At 39.2% G+C, this 24,204-nt stretch carries 18 protein-coding genes; 11 read left to right on the top strand and 7 right to left on the bottom strand.

Annotated features, from left to right (window positions below):
* Positions 1-9 precede the first annotated feature (9 nt).
* Genes ABXG98_RS03305 through ABXG98_RS03295 form a run of 3 tightly spaced genes read right to left on the bottom strand, consistent with a single transcriptional unit; the run spans position 10 to position 8,519 of the window.
* Positions 10-5,931: a cadherin-like domain-containing protein gene (locus ABXG98_RS03305; protein WP_353537255.1), complete on the bottom strand. Its 5,922-nt coding sequence runs from the start codon at positions 5,929-5,931 to the stop codon at positions 10-12.
* Between the two features lie 16 nt (positions 5,932-5,947).
* Complete coding sequence (locus tag ABXG98_RS03300) at positions 5,948-7,183, bottom strand: FecR family protein (protein ID WP_353537254.1); 1,236 nt, start codon at positions 7,181-7,183, stop codon at positions 5,948-5,950.
* Positions 7,184-7,193: 10 nt separating this feature from the next.
* A complete protein-coding gene (locus ABXG98_RS03295; RefSeq protein WP_353537253.1) occupies positions 7,194-8,519 on the bottom strand; it encodes a tetratricopeptide repeat protein in 1,326 nt (441 codons plus the stop codon).
* A gap of 351 nt (positions 8,520-8,870) precedes the next feature.
* Between ABXG98_RS03295 and ABXG98_RS03290 the strand changes: the two genes are divergently transcribed.
* The 4 genes from ABXG98_RS03290 (at position 8,871) to ABXG98_RS03275 (ending at position 13,964) form a co-directional block, all read left to right on the top strand.
* Positions 8,871-9,407: a hypothetical protein gene (locus ABXG98_RS03290; RefSeq protein WP_353537252.1), complete on the top strand. Its 537-nt coding sequence runs from the start codon at positions 8,871-8,873 to the stop codon at positions 9,405-9,407.
* On the top strand, positions 9,407-11,176 hold the full coding sequence (locus ABXG98_RS03285) for an OmpA family protein (RefSeq protein ID WP_353537251.1): 1,770 nt from the start codon (positions 9,407-9,409) through the stop codon (positions 11,174-11,176). The genes ABXG98_RS03290 and ABXG98_RS03285 overlap by 1 nt, the downstream gene beginning before the upstream one ends.
* Before the next feature lie 87 nt (positions 11,177-11,263).
* On the top strand, positions 11,264-11,782 hold the full coding sequence (locus ABXG98_RS03280; protein ID WP_353537250.1) for a Rab family GTPase: 519 nt from the start codon (positions 11,264-11,266) through the stop codon (positions 11,780-11,782).
* A complete protein-coding gene (locus ABXG98_RS03275) occupies positions 11,763-13,964 on the top strand; it encodes a sensor domain-containing protein (protein ID WP_353537249.1) in 2,202 nt (733 codons plus the stop codon). Before ABXG98_RS03280 ends, ABXG98_RS03275 begins: the two co-directional genes overlap by 20 nt.
* A 5-nt stretch (positions 13,965-13,969) precedes the next feature.
* Here the strand turns inward: ABXG98_RS03275 and ABXG98_RS03270 are convergent, their stop codons facing one another.
* From ABXG98_RS03270 to ABXG98_RS03260, 3 genes are all read right to left on the bottom strand, one after another.
* Positions 13,970-14,485, bottom strand: coding sequence for a GFA family protein (locus ABXG98_RS03270; protein ID WP_353537248.1), 516 nt, complete (start codon positions 14,483-14,485; stop codon positions 13,970-13,972).
* A 207-nt stretch (positions 14,486-14,692) separates the two neighbouring features.
* Positions 14,693-17,836, bottom strand: coding sequence for an efflux RND transporter permease subunit (locus ABXG98_RS03265; protein WP_353537247.1), 3,144 nt, complete (start codon positions 17,834-17,836; stop codon positions 14,693-14,695).
* A complete protein-coding gene (locus ABXG98_RS03260) occupies positions 17,836-19,074 on the bottom strand; it encodes an efflux RND transporter periplasmic adaptor subunit (protein ID WP_353537246.1) in 1,239 nt (412 codons plus the stop codon). Before ABXG98_RS03260 ends, ABXG98_RS03265 begins: the two co-directional genes overlap by 1 nt.
* A gap of 115 nt (positions 19,075-19,189) precedes the next feature.
* Here ABXG98_RS03260 and ABXG98_RS03255 point away from each other — a divergent pair, with 115 nt between their 5' ends.
* On the top strand, positions 19,190-19,798 hold the full coding sequence (locus tag ABXG98_RS03255; protein ID WP_353537245.1) for a TetR/AcrR family transcriptional regulator: 609 nt from the start codon (positions 19,190-19,192) through the stop codon (positions 19,796-19,798).
* A gap of 3 nt (positions 19,799-19,801) precedes the next feature.
* Here ABXG98_RS03255 and ABXG98_RS03250 read toward each other — a convergent pair whose 3' ends face one another.
* Positions 19,802-20,410: a hypothetical protein gene (locus ABXG98_RS03250; protein WP_353537244.1), complete on the bottom strand. Its 609-nt coding sequence runs from the start codon at positions 20,408-20,410 to the stop codon at positions 19,802-19,804.
* A gap of 206 nt (positions 20,411-20,616) precedes the next feature.
* Between ABXG98_RS03250 and ABXG98_RS03245 the strand changes: the two genes are divergently transcribed.
* The 6 genes from ABXG98_RS03245 (at position 20,617) to ABXG98_RS03220 (ending at position 24,202) form a co-directional block, all read left to right on the top strand.
* On the top strand, positions 20,617-21,105 hold the full coding sequence (locus ABXG98_RS03245; protein WP_353537243.1) for a DUF2878 domain-containing protein: 489 nt from the start codon (positions 20,617-20,619) through the stop codon (positions 21,103-21,105).
* Entirely contained in the window at positions 21,095-21,649 is a 555-nt protein-coding gene (locus tag ABXG98_RS03240) for a chalcone isomerase family protein (protein ID WP_353537242.1), read from the top strand. Before ABXG98_RS03245 ends, ABXG98_RS03240 begins: the two co-directional genes overlap by 11 nt.
* Positions 21,646-22,230 (top strand): DUF3833 domain-containing protein, encoded by a 585-nt coding sequence (locus ABXG98_RS03235; RefSeq protein ID WP_353537241.1) that lies wholly within the window; start codon positions 21,646-21,648, stop codon positions 22,228-22,230. The genes ABXG98_RS03240 and ABXG98_RS03235 overlap by 4 nt, the downstream gene beginning before the upstream one ends.
* Complete coding sequence (locus ABXG98_RS03230) at positions 22,230-22,814, top strand: LON peptidase substrate-binding domain-containing protein (protein ID WP_353537240.1); 585 nt, start codon at positions 22,230-22,232, stop codon at positions 22,812-22,814. Before ABXG98_RS03235 ends, ABXG98_RS03230 begins: the two co-directional genes overlap by 1 nt.
* Positions 22,815-22,878: 64 nt before the next feature.
* Entirely contained in the window at positions 22,879-23,523 is a 645-nt protein-coding gene (locus ABXG98_RS03225; RefSeq protein WP_353537239.1) for a sigma-70 family RNA polymerase sigma factor, read from the top strand.
* Positions 23,516-24,202, top strand: a complete 687-nt coding sequence (locus ABXG98_RS03220) for a ChrR family anti-sigma-E factor (protein ID WP_353537238.1) — start codon at positions 23,516-23,518, stop codon at positions 24,200-24,202. The genes ABXG98_RS03225 and ABXG98_RS03220 overlap by 8 nt, the downstream gene beginning before the upstream one ends.
* Positions 24,203-24,204: the final 2 nt, after the last annotated feature.

Genomic DNA, 24,204 nt, shown 5'->3' with positions numbered 1-24,204 from the left:
TATAAAAATTTAATCGAGTTGATACTGACTTAATTCAATGTTGTTTTTGGAAGAAGCATTAATATAACATTGACCAGCAACCACCAAAGAGCTGTTATTTAACAAGATCACTGACTCTAACTGCGCGGTATTGGCACAACTGGTAACACTATAGAAACCGAAAAGATTAAAAGATGTATCAAGGCTGCCGTTGGGTTTGATTCGTCCTATCATACCAGCATTAGTGCCCAACAATTGGCCAAAACCAACCACCACAACATTGTCATTATTATCAATAACCGCATCTGTGACACCAGCATTTGCCAGCAGCGGAGCCATAATAAAACTGGCAACACCATCACCATCAAAACTAGTATCAAGCCCCCCTGAAGGTGAGATTTTTACCACACTCACCCGTTGCTGAGCCGCAAAATTATTCCCTATGATATAGAGATCATTACTGCTATCAAAAAGTACGCGAGTAGCATAATCATCTGATGATGCATTTACATCTATCGTTAGTATGCCATCACCACTAAAGGAGGTATCAAGAGCGCCTGTATTGGCATATTTTACTATTAGCATTTCCTTGTCGGTATCAAGGCGACTACCGGCAGCATAAATATCGTTATTGCTATCGATTAATAAGCTTAAATATTCATCGGTATTACTGCCAATACGATAACCAATGGAATTAAAGCTGGTATCAAGTTGCCCTGAGCCATCAAGCCTGATAATAAAGGAACTGTTGCTGGAGTTATCAATTTGCCCGACAGCAACAATATTACCATTACTATCAATAGCGGCCTGGCTAAACTCAATGGTGGAAGCACTAATAGCTGTTGTGGTATAAATACCATTATTAGCAAAGGTACTATCTAAATTCCCATTATTATCAAGGCGTGCGATAAAACCATCAACATCAGCGCCTTCGGTGACATTACCATACACAATAAATTTGCCACTAGGTAATTCAAACAAACCGTTAACCAGTGCACTGGTACCAATTTGTATCTGTTTATGGCCATCGTCACTAAAACTGGTATCTAGTGCCCCTGCCGCCGTCAGCCGCGTTAGCACCACTTGATCATTTGTACCATCATTGGCCACTGCCGCCAGTAAAAATTTATTGGCATGAACACCAGCATTAATTTGAATAATTTCACTAGCGTTATCATTTGAGGCAAGGCTACTATGGGTAAAGGTTTGCATGCCATCAGAAAAATCAAATTTACAATCTTTATTACACAATGTGCCGTCTTTATCAACCGCACTAATAATCATATTGGTATCAGCACCGGATTCAACATACCCTGGTAGCCACATGGTTTCATCACCATCAAGGCTCATGCCTAGCGCGAAGGCATTGTCTGTGGCATAACTAATTTTCCGGTAACCATTAGCATCGCCGAAATTGACGCTATCAATAGCGCCATCAGCTTCAAAAACACGGCTAGCAAAGGGTTTATTTTGTCCATCAAATAAAGTGCCACTGAGATACAGCTCCTCATCATGATAATCAATGCCAGTAAATTCAGCATTTCCAGCGCCTAAATCAACATCATAGGTAGCAATACCATTAGTGCCAAAAGAGGTTTCTAAAGCTCCAGTTTTATTTATGGCAATAATAGCCGCCTCTTTATTACCACCAATAACGGTTGAGCCCACTAAATGTGCCGTGTAGTTACTTTTTCTTTTACCGCCAATGGCATTTACCTTATCGTCTGTGGTACTGATATCATAAAGCCTAGGATTACCACCATTAAAGCTGTTAATGGCATCACCATCCTTATCCAGTAACCAAGCAAACATATCGGTATCACCAGCAGCAGTCATCGCATGCCCGGCCACCATGATATCATTCCCCTTAGGGCTATATATAGCAAAGCCTTCATCGTTTAACCCTGAACCACTGACATCACGGATAATATGCGGTGAATCATTTGTATCTGCAGGAGTATGATCAATAAAAACGCCATCGTTATCGATTTGTATAATTAACAGATCATCATCACTGCCTTGTACTTTGCCGACAGCGAATACGTCACCACTACTATAAAAGCTATCATTTATCGCTAAGGTTGATTGCTCCGTGGTACAGCGAATGCCATTTGAGCCAAAGCCAGTGATTAAATCACCATGATCATCGATTTTTATAAAACACACTTCGGTAAAGGTGCCATTATCACTGGTAAAAGTGATGTAAAATTTGCCACCTTCTTCAACAATGCCACGGGCGTGCTCATCATGACCAAAATCAAAAGATGCTTTGCCACCGCTACCAAAACTATTATCTAAGGTGCCATCTTTATTATAGGCAATGAGGTAAATATCCTTATCCAGGTTGTCTATTTCGCCAACAAAATATAGTTTGCTTCCCTTAGTTGCTGAGTCAGTTAATTTGGCTTTGGTTTTTACTCCGGTTAACTCTAAAAAGCCAATAGCTGGACGGCCGAAGCTGGCGACTTCATTAAAAACACCCACCTCAACGACATCATTGACATTGATAGTAACAGTAATATCCGTTGATTCGGCACTAGGCGTGCCATCATCAGTTATAGTCACAGTAATAGTGTGTTGCGTATTGGTTTCATAATCTAGCGGTTTAACCCCGTTTACCGTGATTGCACCAGAACTGGCATTGATATTAAATAAATTAGTATCGCCAGCCGTTAAGGCAAAACTAAGGGTATCTGATTCTTTGTCTGTTACTACTACAGTGCCAACAACATCGCCATGTGTTTTATCTTCATTGATGCTAAAGGTTTGGTTAGCTGCAACCGGCGCATCATTGACCGCTAAAATAGTCAAATCTACACTGGCTTGATCGGTGCCGCCATTTCCATCATTAATTTCATAGGTAAACGCATCTGCACCGTTAAAGTCAGCATTTGGCGTGTAACTAAACGAGCCATCGCCATTAAGGGTTAAACTGCCTTGAGTGACGTTGGTGACTAAACTCACCGTTAAGCTATCATCATCAGCATCATTGTCATTACTTAATAGCTGATTTGCATCAGTTTCCTGAATGTTTAAAATACTGTCCTCATTAAGGGTGTAAAGATCTGGCGATGCAACAGGTGCATCATTGACCGCGCTAACAGTAATAGTGACATTGGCTTGTGCACTACCGCCATTACCATCACTAATTTGATAAGCAAAGCTATCTATGCCACTAAAGTCGGCAGTAGGGACATAAACAAAAGAGCCATCATTATTTAACGTTAAACTGCCGTTGCTGACATCGGTAATAGGGGTTGTATTAACGGAAAGTGTCGCACCTTCAGGGTCGGTATCATTAACCAATAAATGATTGGCTGCTACATTGGTTATGGTGAGTGTATTATCTTCAACCACGGTATAACTATCTGAAACCGCAACTGGCACATCATTTAAGTCCGCAATAGTGAGTGTCACATTGGCTTGTGACACTTCACCACTAGCATCACTTATTTGATAGGTAAAACTATCAACACCAGTGAAGCCAATGCTAGGCGAATAAACAAACGAGCCGTTGCTATTAAGGGTTAAACTACCATTTGAGACATTACTTATTGGCGTGGTATTCACCGTTAATACATCACCATCAACGTCAATGTCATTACTTAATAACTGCTGTGAGTGCGATACTGACACATTCAATACTTTATCTTCATCACTAAGATAACTATCATTATTTGCTAGTGGTGGATCGTTTATTGGTGAAACTGTAACAATTAACAGCCCCTCACTACTTGCACCAAAATTATCTGCAACACTATAGTTGATGCTTAGCTCACCAAAAAAGTCTGCTGGTGGAGTAACACTTATACTATTATTAACAATTAGCGCAGTGCCTTCTTCAATGTCAACAGAGGTTAATATCAGGTTATCTCCCTCTTTATCAGTATCATTTGCTAGCACATCAACCATAACATCACTGTCTTCATCAACTACAGCATTATCGTTTATCACTGTGGGAGCATCATTAACGGCCTCAACGGTAATATTGACATTAGCACTGCTAGTTAAATTATTTTCACTAACTAGTTGATAAGTAAAACTATCAATACCATTAAAGTCTGCCTCTGGAGTATAAGTAAAACTGCCATCTTCAGCTAATATTAAGCTACCCTTGAGTGGCGCAGTTAATGGCGTGGTATTAATCCGCAAAGCTCCCTTGTCTAAATCAACATCGTTGGCTAATAAGCCCGTTACGCTATCTAGCTGTAATATTGCATCTTCTAATGTTTGAAAGTTATCATTCAAAGCAACTGGTACATCAGGTAATGGGTTAACTGTAAGTGTCACCATGGCAGGGACAAATACACCGCCAGCGTTATAAATTTGATATTGAAATTGATCAACACCAAAAAAATCACTGTCAGGAATATAAGTAAAAGTACCATCTAGTGATACATTTAGCTGCCCATGTTCAGGCGCTGAGACTAGCACTTCAGCTAAGCTAAATGACAAATTATTTGGATCACTATCATTGCCCAAGAGCCCTAAGCTGACTGAGTCAATCACCAGTGTATTGTCTTCATCAACTTGGTAAGCATCATTTTGTGCTATTGGCGCTTGTATATCTTCTCGGGCTAAAATAGTGACGGTTGCATTAGCTGTACCGCCATTTTCATCGACAACTTGATAGACAAATTGCACACTCTCAGCTAAAACTTCATCGGTTTGATAAGAAAAACTACCATCAGCGTTAATGATCAAAACCCCAATTGCTGGCGCTTCAACAGGCTCGGTAACAATAGTCAAAGCATCGCCATCTATGTCTGTATCATTGGCTAATAAATTAGTTGTAGAAGCATCTAAATTGCCTTGGATATCAACACCATAAAAATCAGCAATAGCAATGGGGTTATCATTGACAGGTAATACTTCAATGATAACCACTGCCTCTGATGAAGCGCCTTCGCTATCTTCAATCTGATAACTAAAACTGTCTTTACCGAAGAAATTAATATCTGGGTTGTAAGTTAAGTTACCCTGTTCATCAATAACCACCTTGCCATTAGCTGGCGCACTGACAAGTGCAACAAAACGCAATAATTGCCCTTCTGGATCGCTATCATTATCCAAAACATTGACAGAGAGAACTTCATCCTCATTAACGATAAGGTTATCGTTGACCGCATTCGGAGCTTGGTTGGAGGTACCATCAACTCGAGGAAGTGTATAAAGACTTGATAAGCCACTTTCACCACCACCGTCTATACCCGTAACTAGTATGTGATAATCTTTGCTTGGATCAACATCAGGAAATTGCACCGAGGTAGCATTAATGGCAAGCTGTTGAAAACCATTATCTAGATTTAATGCGTTCGATGCATCTAACCCTGATTGTGTCGCTGCATATACATTATAACGGTTCAGGCTTGAATTGCCTGACCAAGAAACAGAAATCACATCATTTTCACGAGTCGCATTGACTGCTGAAATTTGCAACGGTTGCCAATTTAAATTTAACGCATCAACAACCACACTATTGCCAGCACCATCTTCAACAACAAGCTCAATCCGCAACGCACCTGCAGGAGCACCAGCCAATTGAGGAGAGAACCCTGTGATGGTTGCTTGATAATTTGCAGCACAATTAGCTGAGCATAAGGTGAGCGTTTTATTGACACTCGGCAGATAAATAGAGACTTTGGTTAATTCATCACTGTCCGCAGCCGTAACGCCTAATGTTAAATACCCTTGAACACTTGTGCCTGAGCTTGCATGTCGCAAAGTACCAATCGCATTAGCAAAACGGCTATTAACCACAGCGCGACCAACCTTTGCAGCCCCTTGGATTTGTTGTGCCGACAATAACGAGGTGCCATTATTACCAGACAAGTTAACGTTAACCGTTTCTACAACCGTATTAGCTGGCAAAGGTGCTGTTGTTTCCTGTGAATCACCACATGCGGTAAGTGAAAGTAAGGAAATAACAGTGATAATTCTAGTACAACGCATTATAGGCCCCCAGATTTTATGGCTTAATTTTAAAAGAACCATCAGCAGTTACAGACGGGTTATTGATCTCATGCAGATTAAAGCCTCCGGTAATTTCATCCAAACCGTTGGTAAATCCGGCAAAAATACTTCCTTGTGCTTTTTGATTGCCATGTGAGGCAAAGTTTATTCCTAAGTCCAACCGGTCAACATTAATCAATCCAGAATAAGCCGCAAACCATTCACCCTGAGCATCGGAAAAACTTAATGAGCCACTTGGAACAGAGCCATTATCAAAATCTATAGACATATTCATAGCGAAATTACTGACTTGACCTGCGCTTGAGTTAATTGCGCTATCGGTCACATTTTGGTAAGTAGTTATTCCGGTTCGAACTGCTAATAATTCAGCAATAGGCGAATTACTCACGCCTTGCCATTGTGACTCTTTATAAAGTTCAGACTCGTTGACATTTTGATCTTCAACTTGCTGTTTGTCATTAGCACCATCAGATGAGTTTTCAACCGTTAATCCTGAAAATTGCGCTGAATCTGTTGAACTTTCACCTGAGCTACCATTTAAACTATCGTCAGCACCGTTATCTGAATTACCTTCTTCAAAATCATTACTTGAAAAGCCTAGTGATATTGCCTCAGGCGCTTGCGTCATAGGAGTAACAACGCCTTGAGCATTTACCGAGGCAAAAGCAAAGTTTTCAGACACCCCTAGCGATAGCGTTTGCTGATTATTCAGGTTAACATCAATGTTACCGCTATACACTGCAAAAAAAGTTTCACCTTCAATGACATTCACCGCAAAATGTGTGCCTCGAATGCCAATACTCCCCACAGGTGTTTTAACTTGATAATCCCCCCCTGATTTTTTAATCAAGCCACTAATAGAGCGCAAGCCTCCAGTAACGACTTCTAGGGTTGCCGAGGCTTCACCTGCTGCTTGATCATACTTATAATTACTAACCAGAATTTCTGTGTTTTCTTTTAAGGTGATCAAACCACCATCTGACATACTAAACTGAGCTTTACTTTTTTCACCCGTTGTAATGGTATCGACTTCAAATATTTCTGAGCGACGACGAAGTTTTCTTTTTTCTTGGCTGTCTTGACTTACCGCTTCAACAGTTCCTTTGGCAAGAATTGTTTTACCTGCTGCATTACTAGCAAAAACAGGGTTTTGCAAGGCTGATATTAGTAGCAAACTGATGATTAAAAGGTAGGCTCTGTAACTGACGTTTAACACGTTAACATTGTTCATGGCATTGCTCCTAAAAGCTCATACTAACAGAAAAGCTGATATCTGATCGTTGATAGGAAAAAAGAGGGATATTGCTATCCTTATCCTGAATATTAGCACTAATACGATAAATCCACACGTTTGAGTACTGATATTGAATTGAGGTGCCTAGCAGCCACATATCATCTGAGCGCGTTTCTAAGAAAAAGGGTTGTTTATCCTGATAGGCTTGATGCTGATAACCAATATTTACACTTGCTAACCACTGCGGATTGATCAGCCAAAGTGATGAATAATTTATAGCCTTGGTTTGTTTATCATTATGACTATTTTCTAGGTGTTCACTTTGTTCTTGGGAAACAGCAAACGATAACGTATGACGCCAATTTACCAAAGCGAACTGCGCAGCCATTTGCAATGATAAGTCACTAGTATTTAATTGTTCATTAACACTATTATTGGTTTTTCCAAGATAAGCCTCAGTAGAAACAAACCACTGATTATTGATTTGTTTATTAATGGCTATAGTGCTACCAAATTGGGTGCGATAATAGCTATCATCAAGCCAAAGTGGGGTGACCTTCAACCCAACACTGGTAGTGAAGTTTTCAAACTCTTTTTGATAGTTAACACGAGCATCAACCAATAAACGATTATAATTAGACTCATTAGCAAAAGCATGTAACTGACCTAAACCTGAAAAAACTAGCTTAGAGGTTTGCGTTAACGCTTTACTACCAATGAGTTGATAATCAAGGGCTAAATAATTGTCACTATTTTCACGGCTCTCGTTTGATAACAGTATATCTTCACCTAAAATATTATCTTCTGCCAAAATATTCTCTTCTCGGGTACCGGCATTAATATTTGAGTCATAGCCTAATTTCGCGGCTAATGAATGATTAACGTAAACGGCTTGTTTGTTTAATTGGCTAACTGACATTGCTTGAAGTTTGGCGAACGAGGCCTTTAAATTATCAGGAATATTTTCAATTAGACTAATCGCATTAACGATGTCAATGACCCCATGATAGTTTTTCATTTTAAAGTAGCCATTGGCTAGATAATATCGTGCATCCAACCAGTTAGGTTTATTAGCAACCACCCTTTCAAACGCATAAACCGCACGCTCAGTTTCATTAACTCGCAATGCAATGAGTCCATATAAAAAATCAAAATCAGCATCGCCTAAATATTCAGCTTCAAGTGTTTTAGCATAGTGCCAGGCACTGCTTTGTTCATTAGCTGTGATTAGCTGTTTTAATTGAGTAAATGCAGCGTCTTCCTTAAATGTGTTAGCTTCAATAGCAAATGCAGTTGTGATTAATACGATAAAACATAAGGTGTGTTTGCCCACTAATAATTCGTCCTATATATAAAAAAGATTAACTTAGCTACTATTCAAGCCTAAAACACCTATAAATACAATGTTTGTTTATCCAGTTTTACTTGGTGAAGTGATCGAGCGTCCATAACAAAAACCTAAACTAATCGCCAAAAAAAGCCAAAGAACAAGCCAAAGAAGAAGCTAAAGCAAAAGTTGTGCATAAATAACGTGGTGGTTAACCAGCATTAATGTCATTGAGTATCAATTTTTACGCAATGTATTGGCTTTTCTACATAAATTGGAATGAATACAGGCGAATCTGAAAGTTTAGACTATACTTATAATAATCGCTAATGAGTCTATGAAAATGGAATGCGGACAATGAAAAAAAATAATAATACACCGGAACAATCAGATAAAACTGCCCCTGTCTTGGGAGAGCTTGAACAACTTAGACACATTATTTTTGGTGAGGCACAGCAACAGCTAATATCCCAGCTCAACACTATGCACACTGAGTTAACACAAGCCTTAAAAACACAAGCACATAACTTTTCCAACCGCTTAAATGAAATGAACAATACCATTGAGCAACAGTTTACCAACATGGATAGACGTATGGTTTCTCTTGATAAAACCCAAGATGAACAACAAGCCAACTTAACGAAAGATATTTCAGACTTAGCCTCTGAACATGAAATGCTTGCAACCACCACGCAGCAAGATTTTAAACATTTACAACAATCTCTCGACAGTGAAAGTGACACTCTAGCGAGTAACTTCCATGAGCAATTAGAACAATTAAAAGCGCATTTAGAGGATGTATCAAAAGAGCTGAGTTCATCGAAAACCGATCGAAAAACACTGGCTAAGCTACTGGCAACTATGGCAACCAATTTGGAAGATGATAAGTTATAATGCCTAAAAAAACATCGTCAGATGATGTTAAAACTGATCCACAGATAGCCCAAGTCAGAACGCTAATACTGGGTAAAGATAGCCAGCATGTTACGGCTAGTATTGAAAAACAAGCTAGAAACATGGTTGCTGATGTCTTAACTGAGGCATTACACGATAGACAAAAACGTGATCGCTCCGTAAACAAAGTACTTAGGCCAATAATTGAAGATGCTGTGCAGCAGTCAGTTACACACAGTAGTGAACGTTTAGTCAGTTCATTGTACCCACTAGTAGGCAGTTTAGTGAGAAAATCCGTATCTGCTTTTCTCACTAACTTTATGGAAAAAACCAATCAACTACTTGAAAATAGCCTAACCATAAAAGGCTTAACTTGGCGAATAAAAGCAAGGCAGGCGGGTGTGAGCTTTGCGCAATATGCCGCGTCACAAATTTTTATCTATCGGGTTGAGCATGTCTTCTTAATTCACCGTGAAACAGGGCTGCTACTTAATAGCGTCAATCTAGACAAACATGACAACAGTGATGCTGAACTTATTTCTTCGATGTTATCCGCCATTAATGATTTTGTAGGCGACTCATTTTCAACCAACCAAGACGGCTTAAAAGAACAATTACAGTCAGTCAGCACAGATAACTTTAACTTACTGATCAAAGCAGGGCCTAGCGCACTTGTTGTTGCCGCAGTGATAGGTCAGCCCCCGCAACAGGTCAAGGACCAACTCCAGCAAACATTAGAAGATATACATAGCTTATATTTTGAAGAACTTAATCACTTTGATGGCAACAATCTGATATTTGAAAATACCAGTACTCTGCTAGAGCAATGCTTATTGGCTGAGCAAAAAACGCTTGCCACTCACAAAAAAAAGCCTTGGTTTGCTTGGCTTTTACTTTTATTTGTTATCATTTTCAGCACTTACCAAACCTTGCATTGGTTTGAAAACAGCCAACTAGCAGAGAAAATTATGCAGATTGATTTACAACCAGGCATAGTGGTAAAACAACTAAAAGTAACCAATAATAATGTCATGCTTGATATAATGCGGGACCCAGACGCGATAGCCATAGAAAACTGGCTTGAAACCACTCATTTATCAAATAGAAAGCTCAACATAACTGAACGTCATTATTATTCATTAGCACCAGAGTTAATAGTGGCTAGAGCTAAAAAAATCCTAACTCAATACCCTAAAGTATCATCACGTTGGGACAAAAATACCTTAACTCTTTCTGGCGCATTACCCTTGAGTGAATTAGAACAATTAATCAATCAACTCTCAAGCTCTGGTTTTAGTGGCTCAAAAAACCTAAACACTGAACAATTACAGACCACATCATCTGAGCCAATAACCCACACAAAGGCGTTTAAAAGGCAACTTTTCAACGATCTTATTGGACGTATATCAGCAATTCAGCTAGATTTTACTATAGCAAGTGAAGAAATCACTGCAAAAATGCAGTTAACGCTGCAACGTTTATATCAACAATTACAGCAATTAGACCAAGTGGCTAAAGCATTAAATATTAGTTTTGGGCTAGTTATTATTGGTACTAGTGATAGCTCTGGCAATAAAAGTGCTAACCAACAATTGAGTATGAAAAGAGCAAACAATGCCGCTCAGGCTCTACAGGCTATGGGGTTAAGCAAAGACAATATATATGTTTCTGGTTTAGGACAAATTGACATTTCAGGATTGAATAATACCTCAAGAAAAGTAATGTTTAATGTGCTATTTATAGATAAAGATACTTCAGCCCCGAATTAACAGGTTACTTATGACGCTTCGTCAGATTTGAGTCAAACCTAACTAGGCACTAAGAAGTAATACAAGTCAAACAATGGAGGTGACGCCTTGATTCAAAAAAAAATATGCCTGTTAGGTGCGTCTAGCGTCGGAAAAACAAGTTTAATAAAACAATTTGTAGAGGGTATTTTTAATGAAAAATACTTAACCACCATTGGCGTTAAAATTGATAAAAAAAAGGTCTCTGTTGAGAATGAACAGGTGCAATTGTTGATTTGGGATATTGAGGGAAATGATCGCTACAATGCCTTCCAGGAACGTTATTTACGGGGTGCTGCTGGCTATATTATAGTAGTTGACCAAACGCGCGCAGCGTCATTATCTGAAGGTCTGGATATACACGCCTTAGCGCGCCAAGTCACGCAATGCCCAGCGGTTTTAGCTATTAACAAAAATGACCTAGACCAAGCTTGGAACCTAAACGATAGCGAGATTATTGACGATAAAAACCAATTCGATTTGCATTTTTCTACCAGCGCAAAAACAGGTGAACGAGTGGATGAGATGTTTGAAGCGCTAACCAAGCTATTACTAAGGAGTGAAAGCAATGACCTCACTTCTGAGTAACGTGCTTAATGCCATGAAACAAGTGGTACTTGAAGTTGTTGATAGTCACACGGGTACCTTTAAGTTATTGGAAGGCGCTAGCCCGTGGGTCAAAGATTTATTTCCTCAGGCTAACAAACAAGTCTTCATTATTGACGATAATATTCCTTTTTTACATGATTTTTTAATCGATGCTCGGCTTATTTGGCAGAAACCGCAAAACGGTCAACTTCGCTCAGGATACTGGACTGAGATAACAAGCAACCAAACAGAGCTGCATTTAGAAGCCATTGCAATTAAACAAGAGCAACAATGCTTACTGATTGTCGGTAATCAATGTGATGAGTTTAAAAACATTCAACATACCAAACAATTAGCACGCGACCTGCTGTTATCTAATGATCGTTTGTATTTACAAAATGAGTATTTGCATACACGACTTCATGCCATTCTAAAACACACTTCTGAGCCAAATAATATCTATAACGCGTTAACCAAAGTGATACAGAATGCTGAATTTGCCATTGTTATTGCAGACAAAAATTTTAGTACTGTGATAGAGAACACAGCAGCTCTCACCTTATTTGAACGTAATAAGAAAGTTATTCCCTTGGGCTCAAGACCAATTAACATCATTTGTGAGCTGATGAAAACACAGTTACCCGAATATGAGCGAATTATATCAACCAAATCCAGTTGGGACGGTGAATTGTGCTGGATAAATCCACCAACCACCTTAAAGTGGCTAAAAATCGCCCTTTATCCAGTAAAAAACAATGTCAACGAAATTGAACACTGGATTGTCTTTGCCAACGACATCAGTACCATTAAACATTTAACACAGCGCAATGAACAACTGGCGCTGCAAGATATGCTGACACAATTACCGAACCGTTTTTCCTTTTGCCAAACACTAGAGAAGCATATAAAAGCCAACAAGGCGTTTTATTTATTATATGTCAACATCAACGAATTTAAACGACACAAAGAATTCTATGGTCATAATGAAGGCGATAAGTTACTGGTCGAATTCAGCCAACGCATGCAAGGTATTGTTAAGCATTCAGACTTTATTGCGCGCATTTGTGGCGATGAATTTGCCATTATTTTAACTAGAATTGACAACCAAGCCCTTTGTGAAAGCACTGTTGAGCATATTTTTAAGCGTATTAACAAACCATTCTATACTAACAATCTAGACAGTTTTAAAATTAGTATTAGTGTGGGTGCCGCACATTTTCCAGTCGATGCCAATAGTGTCGATCAACTAATGAAATTTGCTGACTTAAGCTTATATCATGGCAAACAAAACCGCACACACCAAGCAAAATGCGGTAATGTATTACAGTTTTATTCGAACGCCATGGTAGACATTTCTCATCACTTTAGTGAAGTTGAGCAAGAATTAAGACAAGCAATAGCGAATGAAGAATTTGAACTATTTCTTCAACCTATTATTGATTTAGACACTAAAAGAATACATAAAGCAGAAGCTTTAATTCGTTGGAATCACCCAAGCAAGGGCATGATCAATCCAGATCAGTTTATCCCTATCGCCGAGAAAACAGAGCTGATTAACATTATTGGTGAGTGGGTCATCAAAAACAGCTGTAAGATTTTAGCAAAAATCACTGAAGTTAATAACAGTATAAAATTATCAATCAACCTCTCTCCTTCACAAGTTAGTGACAGTAAGTTATTTTCTTATTTACTCTCAAGCATCGAAGATTACAACATAGACCCCTGCTTATTAGATATTGAGGTAACTGAGGGTGTATTGATTGCAGATTATGCCGTGGCAACTAAGTTATTAAGCAAAATCAGAGCTATAGGTATGAGTGTCTCGGTGGATGATTTTGGCACCGGCTATAGCTCCTTGACCTATTTAAAAAAATTACCACTAGATTCACTAAAAATAGATCAATCTTTCATTAAAGATCTTGCCACTGATAACGATGATAAAGCTATTGTTCGGGCAGTGATTGTGATGGCACATAGCTTAAACTTATCTGTTATTGGTGAGGGTGTTGAATTAAAAGAGCAACTCGACTTTCTTATCAAAAACTCCTGCAACTCGGCTCAAGGCTATCTATTTAGTCGCCCTGTTAACCTTGAAAATTTTATCGCTTTGTTGCACCAACAAGTTAATGACAATAATAGCGCATGTAATAACCAAGAGAGCAAAACACCAGAAAAACATTAAAGGTATTAAGCTAAAGCCTGTGCTAACAATGCCTTACGGTGTTTTTCATTAGCTGGAGTCCAGGTGCTTTCGAAGTCATAAAACTGCGCAAACACTTGGCTACTAGATGAAAGTTGCACCCAAGGCTGCTTAGAGCTAGTGTAAATATGAACATCGGGAGGAAATTGGTCAGGGTTATCTAGTGTACCCACCCGAATAAAACGAATAAGCGCTTTTATTCCCCCCATATAGTAGTTACTCCAAACGGCCACTTTACACTGCGGACAACGTGCAATTGTTTGCCCGCGACCACTAGGTGAAGGGGTGATCAAGGTTTCAACCGTGCCACTAATAATGGTAATTTGGTCAGCATCAAACAAGGCATTTAACGCAAATGCTGAGCCCGTTTGTCGTTGACAGTATCGGCAATGACAACAATGTGTGATCAGTGGCTTTGACCGCACTTGATAACGAACAAAGCCGCACCCACAACCACCTTCACAAACATCACCAACTGTATTTGAGAGCGTATTAGTATCCATTACAAGCCTCTTTTTATCGCTTCTTTATCTCTGTTGATACAAGCTATTATAGACGATTAATTGAATTACCTTCTTGCCCTATTACCTTAGCGTAATTGGACAATAAAATACCGGTTGCATTAATCACTATGCTTTTATCGCGAGAATAATATTGATTACATCTTAATCAGCTAAATTAGCATTAATGGATAAAAAAATCTCATTATATTAAACACCGTTGCGTTTTGTTATCTCATCATTGATGTCTTGCTGGTTTCTTAGCTCTGATACCTTACGCTCTGTTAACCAATAAAAAAACAAAGGAACAAAGAATATCGCGAGGAATGTTGCGGCCATCATACCGCCCATCACCCCAGTACCAACACTGTGACGCGCTCCTGCTCCAGCTCCTGAGCTAAAGACCAAAGGAACGACCCCTAAAATAAAGGCAAGGGATGTCATGATGATGGGTCTAAATCGCAAACGCGCAGCTTCTAACGCGGCCGCACCGGTTGTCCAACCTTCTTGTTTTTTCATTAACGCATACTCAACAATCAGTATAGCATTTTTGCTTGCTAACCCTAGTAAGGTCACTAAGCCTATTTGAAAATAAACATCACTGGTCATTTTGGCAACCCATACTGCAACTAATGCCCCAAAAATACCAAAAGGTAACGCTAGCAATACTGACAAGGGTAAAGACCAACGCTCATACAGGGCTGCTAAAATCAAAAACACCATGATTACTGCTAAACCTAAGGCTAATGCTGTAGAGCCAGAACTTCTTTTTTCTTGATACGCTGTACCTGTCCATTCAAAGCTCATATCCGAAGGTAAAACCTCTTTAGCAATACGTTCGATTTCCGCAATGGCTTGGCCTGAGCTGTACCCTTGCGCTGCATTACCCATTAACTTTACGGCTGACAAGTTGTTATATCGATCTAAGCTGTCAGGGCCACTACTGTAGCTAATATCTGCAAAAGCAGAAATAGGCACCATATTACCTTGGGTACTTTTCACATAAATACGAGATATATCTTTAGGGCTCATTCTAAATTCCGGCTCTGCTGACATAAGCACCTGCCAAGTTCGGCCAAATTTATTAAAGTCATTTAAATAATAAGTTCCTAATGTGCCTGCCAAAGCATTGAAAGCATGATTAATAGGTATACCCATAGCACGGGCTTGTTCACGGTCAATTTTCACCGACAATTGTGGTGTATCTGAACGCCAAAGTGATTGCACGCCAGCAAGTACCGGGCTTTGTTGCGCTGCTCCCATCATCGCTTGCATACTCTGTTTTAATCTTTGTACCCCGCCATCACCACGGTTTTGTAAGTAAAACTCAAACCCGCCGGTATTCCCTAAGCCGGGAATAGCTGGTGGATTAAAAGCTAACACTAATGCTTGGTTAATACTGGCGGTTTTCATAAACAACTCACCAACTAATTGCTGAGTGCTTACTTCTCTTTCATCCCAATGTTTTTGAGTAACAAAAATTGTTGCAGCATTATTTTTATAACCGCCACCTAAGAAATCAAATCCAGTAAATGAAACTACATTTTCATTGGCAGGATTTGATTTGATAGCCGCAACCACCTCGTCCACCACTTTTGTTGTTCTTTGTAGTGAGGCACCATCTGGTAAAAATACCGCTGAAATATAAAAACCTTGATCTTCATCTGGCACCAATGAACTTGGTGTGTTTAACCACATGTTTGCTGTTATTGCTACCATGCCTAAAACCAGCATTAAAGCCAATAAACCCCGACGAAGAAAGAAGCTAACCCCGGTAACATAATGCCCAGTTATTTTATTGAACAGCTGATTAAAACCCTTAAAAAAAGCATTAGACTTTTTGTCTTCATGTTTTAATATCAACACACATAATGCTGGTGTCATTGTTAATGCAACTAGGCCTGATAAGCTTACTGAGATAGCAATAGTGATAGCAAACTGACGGAATAACTCACCGGTTAACCCACCTAAAAAAGCAATAGGCACAAACACTGAACATAGCACCAATACAATGGCAACTACCGGACCACTTACCTCTTTCATTGCTTTGATAGCAGCATCACGAACAGAGCGCTCTTCTTGGTGCATGATGCGTTCTACGTTTTCAAGCACCACAATAGCATCATCAACAACAATGCCGATAGAAAGCACCATTCCAAATAAGGTCAGCGTGTTAATAGAGTAACCTAACATATAAAGGCCAGCAAAAGTGCCCAACAAGGATACCGGTACCGCCATTATCGGGATCAAGGTCGCTCGCCAATTTTGTAAAAAGATAAAAACAACTAAGAAAACCAAGATCATAGCCTCAGCTAGTGTTTTCAATACTTCCCTAATAGACACTTTGACAAAACGAGTTGTATCATAAGGCAGTATATGTTTTAACCCAGTTGGAAAGCGCGTTTTTAATTCAGCTATGGTTGCATTTACTTCATCAGCCACATCAAGTGCATTTGCACCTGGTTGTAAGAATATTCCTAGTAAAACAGCTTTTTTACCGTTAATACGACCATCAAAATTATAGTCTTTTGAACCTAACTCTACCCGAGCGATATCTTTCAAACGCAATGAGCTACCATCCGTATTAGCGCGAATAATAATATCTTCAAACTCTTTTGCACTGGTTAATCGGCCTTGTACTTTAACACTGTAAACCAATGACTGAGGACTTACTGAAGTGGGCGTTGAACCAATTTTACCCGCTGCATATTGCGAGTTTTGTTCACGTACTGCATTACTGATTTCTTCTACCGTTACACCAAGCTGGCTCATTACATCGGGGCGTAACCAAATACGCATAGCATAATCCTTGGCTCCAAAAATTTGCACATTAGTGGTGCCAGGAATACGTTTAACTTTATCAAGAATATTTAAAGTCACATAATTTGAAGTCCACAGCGCTTCACGGCTATCATCTGGTGAATAAAACGCATGCACATGTAAAAAACTTGAAGAGCCTTTGGCTACCACTACTCCTTGCTGACGCGTTTGTGTTGGTAATCGCGCCTCAACTTGCTTTACTCGGTTATTAACATTGACGGATGCTTGATCGGGATCTGTGCCGATTTCAAACGTTACTGTGATGGTGGTTGCACCTGAACTGGTTGATGTTGAAGACATATACATCATGCCTTCCACACCGGTAATAGCATTTTCTAATGGAGTCGCTACCGTTTGTTCTAGTACTTCAGCAGAAGCGCCAGGGTATAGAGCTGTAACTTGAACAACAGGGGGTGACATTTCGGGATATTGCGCAACTGACAAACTGCGCATTGCTGCAAGCCCGGCTAAAACGATAAAAATAGAAATGACAAAAGCAAAGATTGGCCGATCAATAAAGTAACGTGAAAACATTAATTCACCCCTTCATGCTGTGCTTCAGCATTTGTAGATTTATCATCGGTTAAACGCACTGGCATCCCAGGAAAAAAAATGCGAGCCATACCATCAATAATCACTTGATCACCACTTTTCAATCCTTCACGAATGATCCAACCATTATCGATACCCTTTACATTAGTGACCCATTCACCAACAACTACAGGCGCAGGTAACGCTACAGTTATCCCTTTGTCATTTGTTGTCATAACATAAACATACTTGCCCAATCCATTGTCTAACACCGCTCTTTGTGGCACTACAAAAGCATTTTCACGTACCGCTCCTTCTAATATAATGCGTACAAATTGACCGGGTCTTAAAGTGAAATTAGGGTTGGGAGTAATAGCCTGTAGTTCGCTAGTGCCTGTTTTGCTATTGATACGAATATCGCTGAAGTTAACTTGGCCAATTTGTGGATGTATTGAGCCATCAAACAATTTGATTTTGGTTTTCCAATGTCCTTCAACAGGCAAAGTAAGCTTACCCGCAGCTTCGTCTTTTCGCATTTGTAGTTGTTCACGTTCAGACAAACCAAAACGCACACGAATAGGGTCAATTTGTGTCAGCTGAGTCAGCAGCACTTCAGGCCCCGACACATAGGTGCCCTCTGACACTAATTCACGGCCAACCACACCAGTAACTGGCGAGCTGACTTTAGTATAATCTAATCGAAGTTGTGCTTGTGCTAACTTGGCTTGCATTGATTTAACATCGGCAAGGTAAATTTCAACCGTAGAAATGGCATTATCTAATTCTCGTTGTGATATGGCATTTTTAGCACGTAAAGGCTTTATGCGCTTAACTTCTCGTTGCGCTTGTTCAAGGCGAACTTTTGCGGCATTTAATTCGGCTTTACTTCTTTCTAAATCCGCAGCATATGTACTTGCATCTAAACTAAATAAAGACTGACCTTTAGTTACTTTATCGCCTTCACTAAAGTTTCTTGTTTGCAAAATACCTGAAACTTGAGCGCGAATTTCGACTTCTTTGGCACCCGATAAAGTGGCAGGTAATTCAATACTAAAAGGAACAGATTGGCTTGTCATTTTTAACACAGAGACCGCAGCAGCTGGCATACCTGCATGTGTTTGCTGCGGTTGCTGCTCACAACCTGTTAAGTTACACACAAGCAGTGCGCTTGCTGATAACAGAAAGAAACCACGAACAAGTGGCCTTAATTGGCCACTAAACATTGTACGAAACGTTGACATAAAAAAAAATCCATATAGAAAAGTAAACTACTCGGTGCAGTTTACCAATTTATATTGAAAAGTAAACTAAACCGTGTAGTATTTATGTATAATTCTAAATTACCTTAATAACTGTATGGATAAATCATTAACGCTAACAGCACAAAAACGTTTAGCTATTTTAGCGGCAGCACAAGAAGAGTTTAAAGAAAAAGGCTTTCTAGGGGCAAGTATGGACTCGTTAGCAAAACGAGCTGAAGTATCAAAGCGTACCGTTTATAATCATTTCCCTAGTAAAGATATTTTATTCCATAACATTGTAAAAGAGCTTTGCGACTCTTTTAGCCAAGCAGTTAACATTGAATATCATCCCAATAAAACACTAGAGCAGCAATTATTAACTGCTGCTATGAGTGAGTTGCAACTACTGGGCTCTGAATGTTTTTTTGATTTAAATCGTATTACCCTTGCTGAGTTTATTCGTTCTCCTGAATTAGCTTCAAGTACTATAGACCATTTGGGTCAGCAAACAGATGGCTTACATGTTTGGATACAACACGCAATAAATGACGGCCGCCTAAAATCGGTAGATCCCGAGTATGCAACACAGCAGTTTTTAGGCTTAATTAAAGCGACCGCTTTTTGGCCGCAGTTATTAATGAATCAAGAATTCCCATCGGTAGAGCAACAACAAATCATTGCTGAAGATGCTGTTTTGATGTTTTTAGCTCGTTATAAGATCTAAACTCTACTTTTCAGAATAACCCCATGGGGTCACAGGTTGTTCAATTGAGTGGGTTAAATCAAAATCCACTCTAAATTCTCGCCCTTGGCGCGTCAATCTATAGGTAAATGTGTCAGGGTAAATATACATCTGCCAGCTGTTACCTATTGATTGCGGTATCTTAAGCTTAACGAAAAGTGCTTTTGAATATTCATCTGCAGGGAACGTTTGTACTTGGGGCCAGCCAGCATCAAGCGTGTGACCACCATACATGGTAGAGACATCACTACTACCATCTTTATGACGATGATCATGCTTTAAACTTAGACCACTGCCCGTTTTAGTAATGATCCAAGTGCGCGAAGCATCGTCACCTACATGGAACGGAATCTGCAATTCTGTGTCAGAACATTTGCGGATATGCATCACCAATTTGCTGGTATTAAAGCTACTTGGTGGCGCATTATCCACCACAACTTTGCCCAAAAAAGATTGTCCGCATAAAGATTTTATTTGCTCAAAAAAAGCATCTTGACTCGGTATTGAAACTAACGGGGCTTGTGCTAACGCACTGTTAGAAAAAGCTATTAAGCCACATACAATTGGTGTGAGTACATTGATGTTATTATTCATATGGTTCCTATTTAACATGATAAAATTATTAATTAAAATTGACTTGATAGATTTGATTGAATTCGACATGGGCCAATAAATTCCTTCCCCAATGATAGGTTTATACCCAAACCACTTCAGTAAAGATACTCATTTTTTTACCAATGAATTAAACCCAATCGTCATTCTATCCGTATACCTACTAAAGAGATTAGTTAGGGGATGGTTTGAAAAACATTATAGGCTTTAATATTACATGGTTTGGTTTAGTCTATTTTGGCAATAATTTTATTGCTGTTGCGATTGCATTTTTGCTGATCCACACCCTGTTTTTTATACAAAACCCACGTGAGTTAGCTCTATTACTATCAGTATCCATTATAGGTATTGGTGTCGATACCTTACTACAACACTTAGCAGTTTTTATATTTAATCAAAGCGCTTTTATTCCACTTTGGCTAATGGTGTTGTGGCCCTGCTTTGCCACTACACTGTCACATAGTTTGCGGTTTTTAGGCAAATCTATTTGGTTTCAATACTTAGCTGGCTTAGCAGCACCTTTGAGTTACATTGCAGGTCATCAATTAGGTGTCGTAAATTTTGGTTATTCTATCACCATGACTTATTGCATTTTAGCCATCATCTGGTGCTTGCTGTTTATGGTTTTTTTCCAGTTACAATCGGCACTTTTTAACAATGAGGCCTATGATGATTAAGCGTATATTACTCATTACCTTGCTGGTTTCACTACCATGTTTTGGCGCAGCCCATTCCAATAAAGAAGTGCCTAGCTCTGAACGTAACCTTTACCCAAAGCAACAAGGCTTTCAAGTGGTTGGTGAAACGACGTTTTCCGTTTTGTTCTGGGATATTTATCAAAGTAAATTACTAACCACCACAGGAGAGTACCCACTGGATTACCAATATGGCACTTTGCTATATGAAATTCATTACCTCAAAGACATATCAAAGAAAGATTTACTTAAAAGAACAATAGAACAATGGCAACACCTAGGTGTGCCAGAAAAGTCTTATAACCTTTACATACCTCTACTTACCAACATTTGGCCAAGCATTAAACGTGGCGACTCTCTTTCATTAGTAGTCAATCACATGGGAAGTACTTTTTATTTTAATCAACAGTTTATCGGTACTATCGATGCCCCCGAGTTTGGCCCACTTTTTCTTGATATATGGCTTTCAGTAAACACCAGCCAACCAAAATTGCGCTCACAACTACTAGGAGAATACACCCCATGATTAATTACGCTAAGTATACGCTGGCCTGCTTCGCAAGCTACTTTCTAGTTGGCTGCAGTACCAACATTGAGGACTATCAAACCGCCAACGCGAGCTTTGATATTAAACGCTACTTCTCAGGTAATGTCATCGCTTGGGGAATAATTGAGGATTATAGCAACAAGGTTAATCGTAGGTTTTGTGTTGAAATTAATGGCACTTGGCAAGGTGATACAGGGGTGCTCGCTGAAAAATTTTATTATGACGATTCAGAGATCAGCTATCGCAATTGGCAGTTAACGAAACACACTGATGGGTCTTATACAGGCAAAGCTGAAGATGTTATCGGCACAGCAAAAGGTGTGCACCAAGGTTTTGCCTTTCAGTTTAACTATACCCTCGCCCTTGAAATTGAAGATAATACTTATCAGGTCAATATGGATGACTGGATGTATCAGCTCGATGAATATCGCGTGATGAATAAAACTACACTGTCTAAATTTGGTATTGACCTCGCTCAAGTGACAATATTTTTTGACAAACAAACGCCGTTTCAAAGCTGTCAAGCAATAACCCCTTTGCAAACAAAAGTGAACATTTAATGACAATACAAACATTACAATTACCTATTTTTCCATTGCCGGTGTTTCTTTTGCCCGGTGGTATTACCCGATTACGCATTTTTGAAGCTAAATACCTTAAAATGATCCCCATGGCTATTAAGGGACAAGGCTTTGTTATTTGCTTTAATGAATTATCAAACAACTTATCAAGTATCAATAATAACAAGCAATGGGGCAGCTGGGTTGAGGTGATTAATTTTCATCAAGGACTTGATGGCATTTTAGAAGTAGACGTAAAATGTCAATCGTTAGTCAACATTCATGCGATTACTGAGGACAAAAATCAGCTATATCGTGGCGATGTTAGTTGCTTTGAACATTGGGCTAACACTAATTTAAACGCAGGTACTGATGGATTATCGACATCCTTAGTTGATGTGTTTGAAAGTAGCCCTTTACTGGAGGAGTTATATAGCGATATCCCCAAAAACAATGCTCATTGGGTAGTGGCACGGTGGTTAGAACTATTACCACTTGAGCAGATAGAGAAAAATGAATTTGTTGATAAATATAATTTTTTTCAAGCAAAAAAGTTTATTCACGATATTATTTTCAAATCTTGATAAAAAATGTGATCTTTATTTGTTTTTTACTCGTAACTCCTTATATATTTAATAAAGAGACGCTATGATGAAAGCTATGCAAACTGATTTGCGAAGTAACTATTTACGAAGTAATAAAGTGAACGATAAACATAGTGATATAACAGAACAACTCGATCACGCACAGCTTTGCCAATGGCTCAGCGATGTTGCCAATAATAGAGATAAACAAGCATTTACTCACTTGTTCAAGTTTTTTGCACCCAAAATTTTACGTATCGCTCGCAGTAAACTTAATAGTGATGCACAAGCCAGCGAAGTGGTGCAAGACACCATGAGTAATGTTTGGCGTAAAGCTCATCTTTTTGACGCGTCGAAAGGTGCAGCTACTACTTGGGTTTACACCGTTATGCGAAATGTTAGCTTTGATCTTCTGAGAAAGGTAAAAGCGAACAAAGAAGACACCCTCAGTGACGATATTTTTCCCATGGCTGAAAGCACTATTTCTGACGATGACACATTTGCTGATCATCTTCAAAATAAACGGCTTTTAGGCGGCATTGGCCAATTACCAGAAAACCAGCAACAAGTGGTTAAAGGTTTTTATTTAATGGAGATGTCGCAAGAGCAACTGGCACAGCAACTCAACTTACCCCTTGGCACAATTAAATCGCGGTTACGTTTAGCTTTAGCCAAACTAAAAGTACAGTTAGGAGAAAGCAATGATTAAACATCACCCTACTTTTGCATTAATACAATCTTTTGTTAAAGGCGAATTACCAGCCTCATTATCTGCAGGAATTGCTATTCACGCTGACATGTGTCCCACATGCCAACAACAGATTGCCCAACTAACAGAGCAGATTGCTCAAGCAAGTTTCGAAGAAACCTTTTTAGACCGTTTTATCATCGATGATACCACCCCTCTAGAAAGCGTTAACTCTGTCGATTTTGATCAAATGATTGCAGACATTACTGACAGTAGCGACATTGAATTGCAACCAACAAAAATTGAGAAATCAATTACCTTTAATGATACTAGTTATGTTTTGCCATCCGCATTAAATAATATGGCATTGAGCAAAACCGCTCGTATTGGTAAATTGGCTCGCACTCGGGTACAACTTGATGAAAATGAAATTCATACCAGCTTACTGCATATAGAGCCTGGTGGTGGCGTACCTGAGCACACTCACAAAGGTTTTGAGCTAACATTGTTGTTAGCAGGTTCATTTCATGATGAACAAGGTGAATACGTAAAGGGTGATTTTATTATGCTTGATGCTTCTCACCAGCATCACCCGGTTTCTACACATGGCTGTCTTTGTTACACCGTAGCCAATGACGCTTTGCATTTTACCCAGGGTATTAATAAATTACTAAACCCTATTGGCGCACTTATTTATTAGCA

It is taken from the genome of Colwellia sp. KU-HH00111 (assembly GCF_040362745.1).
Classification (GTDB): domain Bacteria; phylum Pseudomonadota; class Gammaproteobacteria; order Enterobacterales; family Alteromonadaceae; genus Colwellia.
This window is presented reverse-complemented; position numbering and strand designations above follow the sequence as displayed.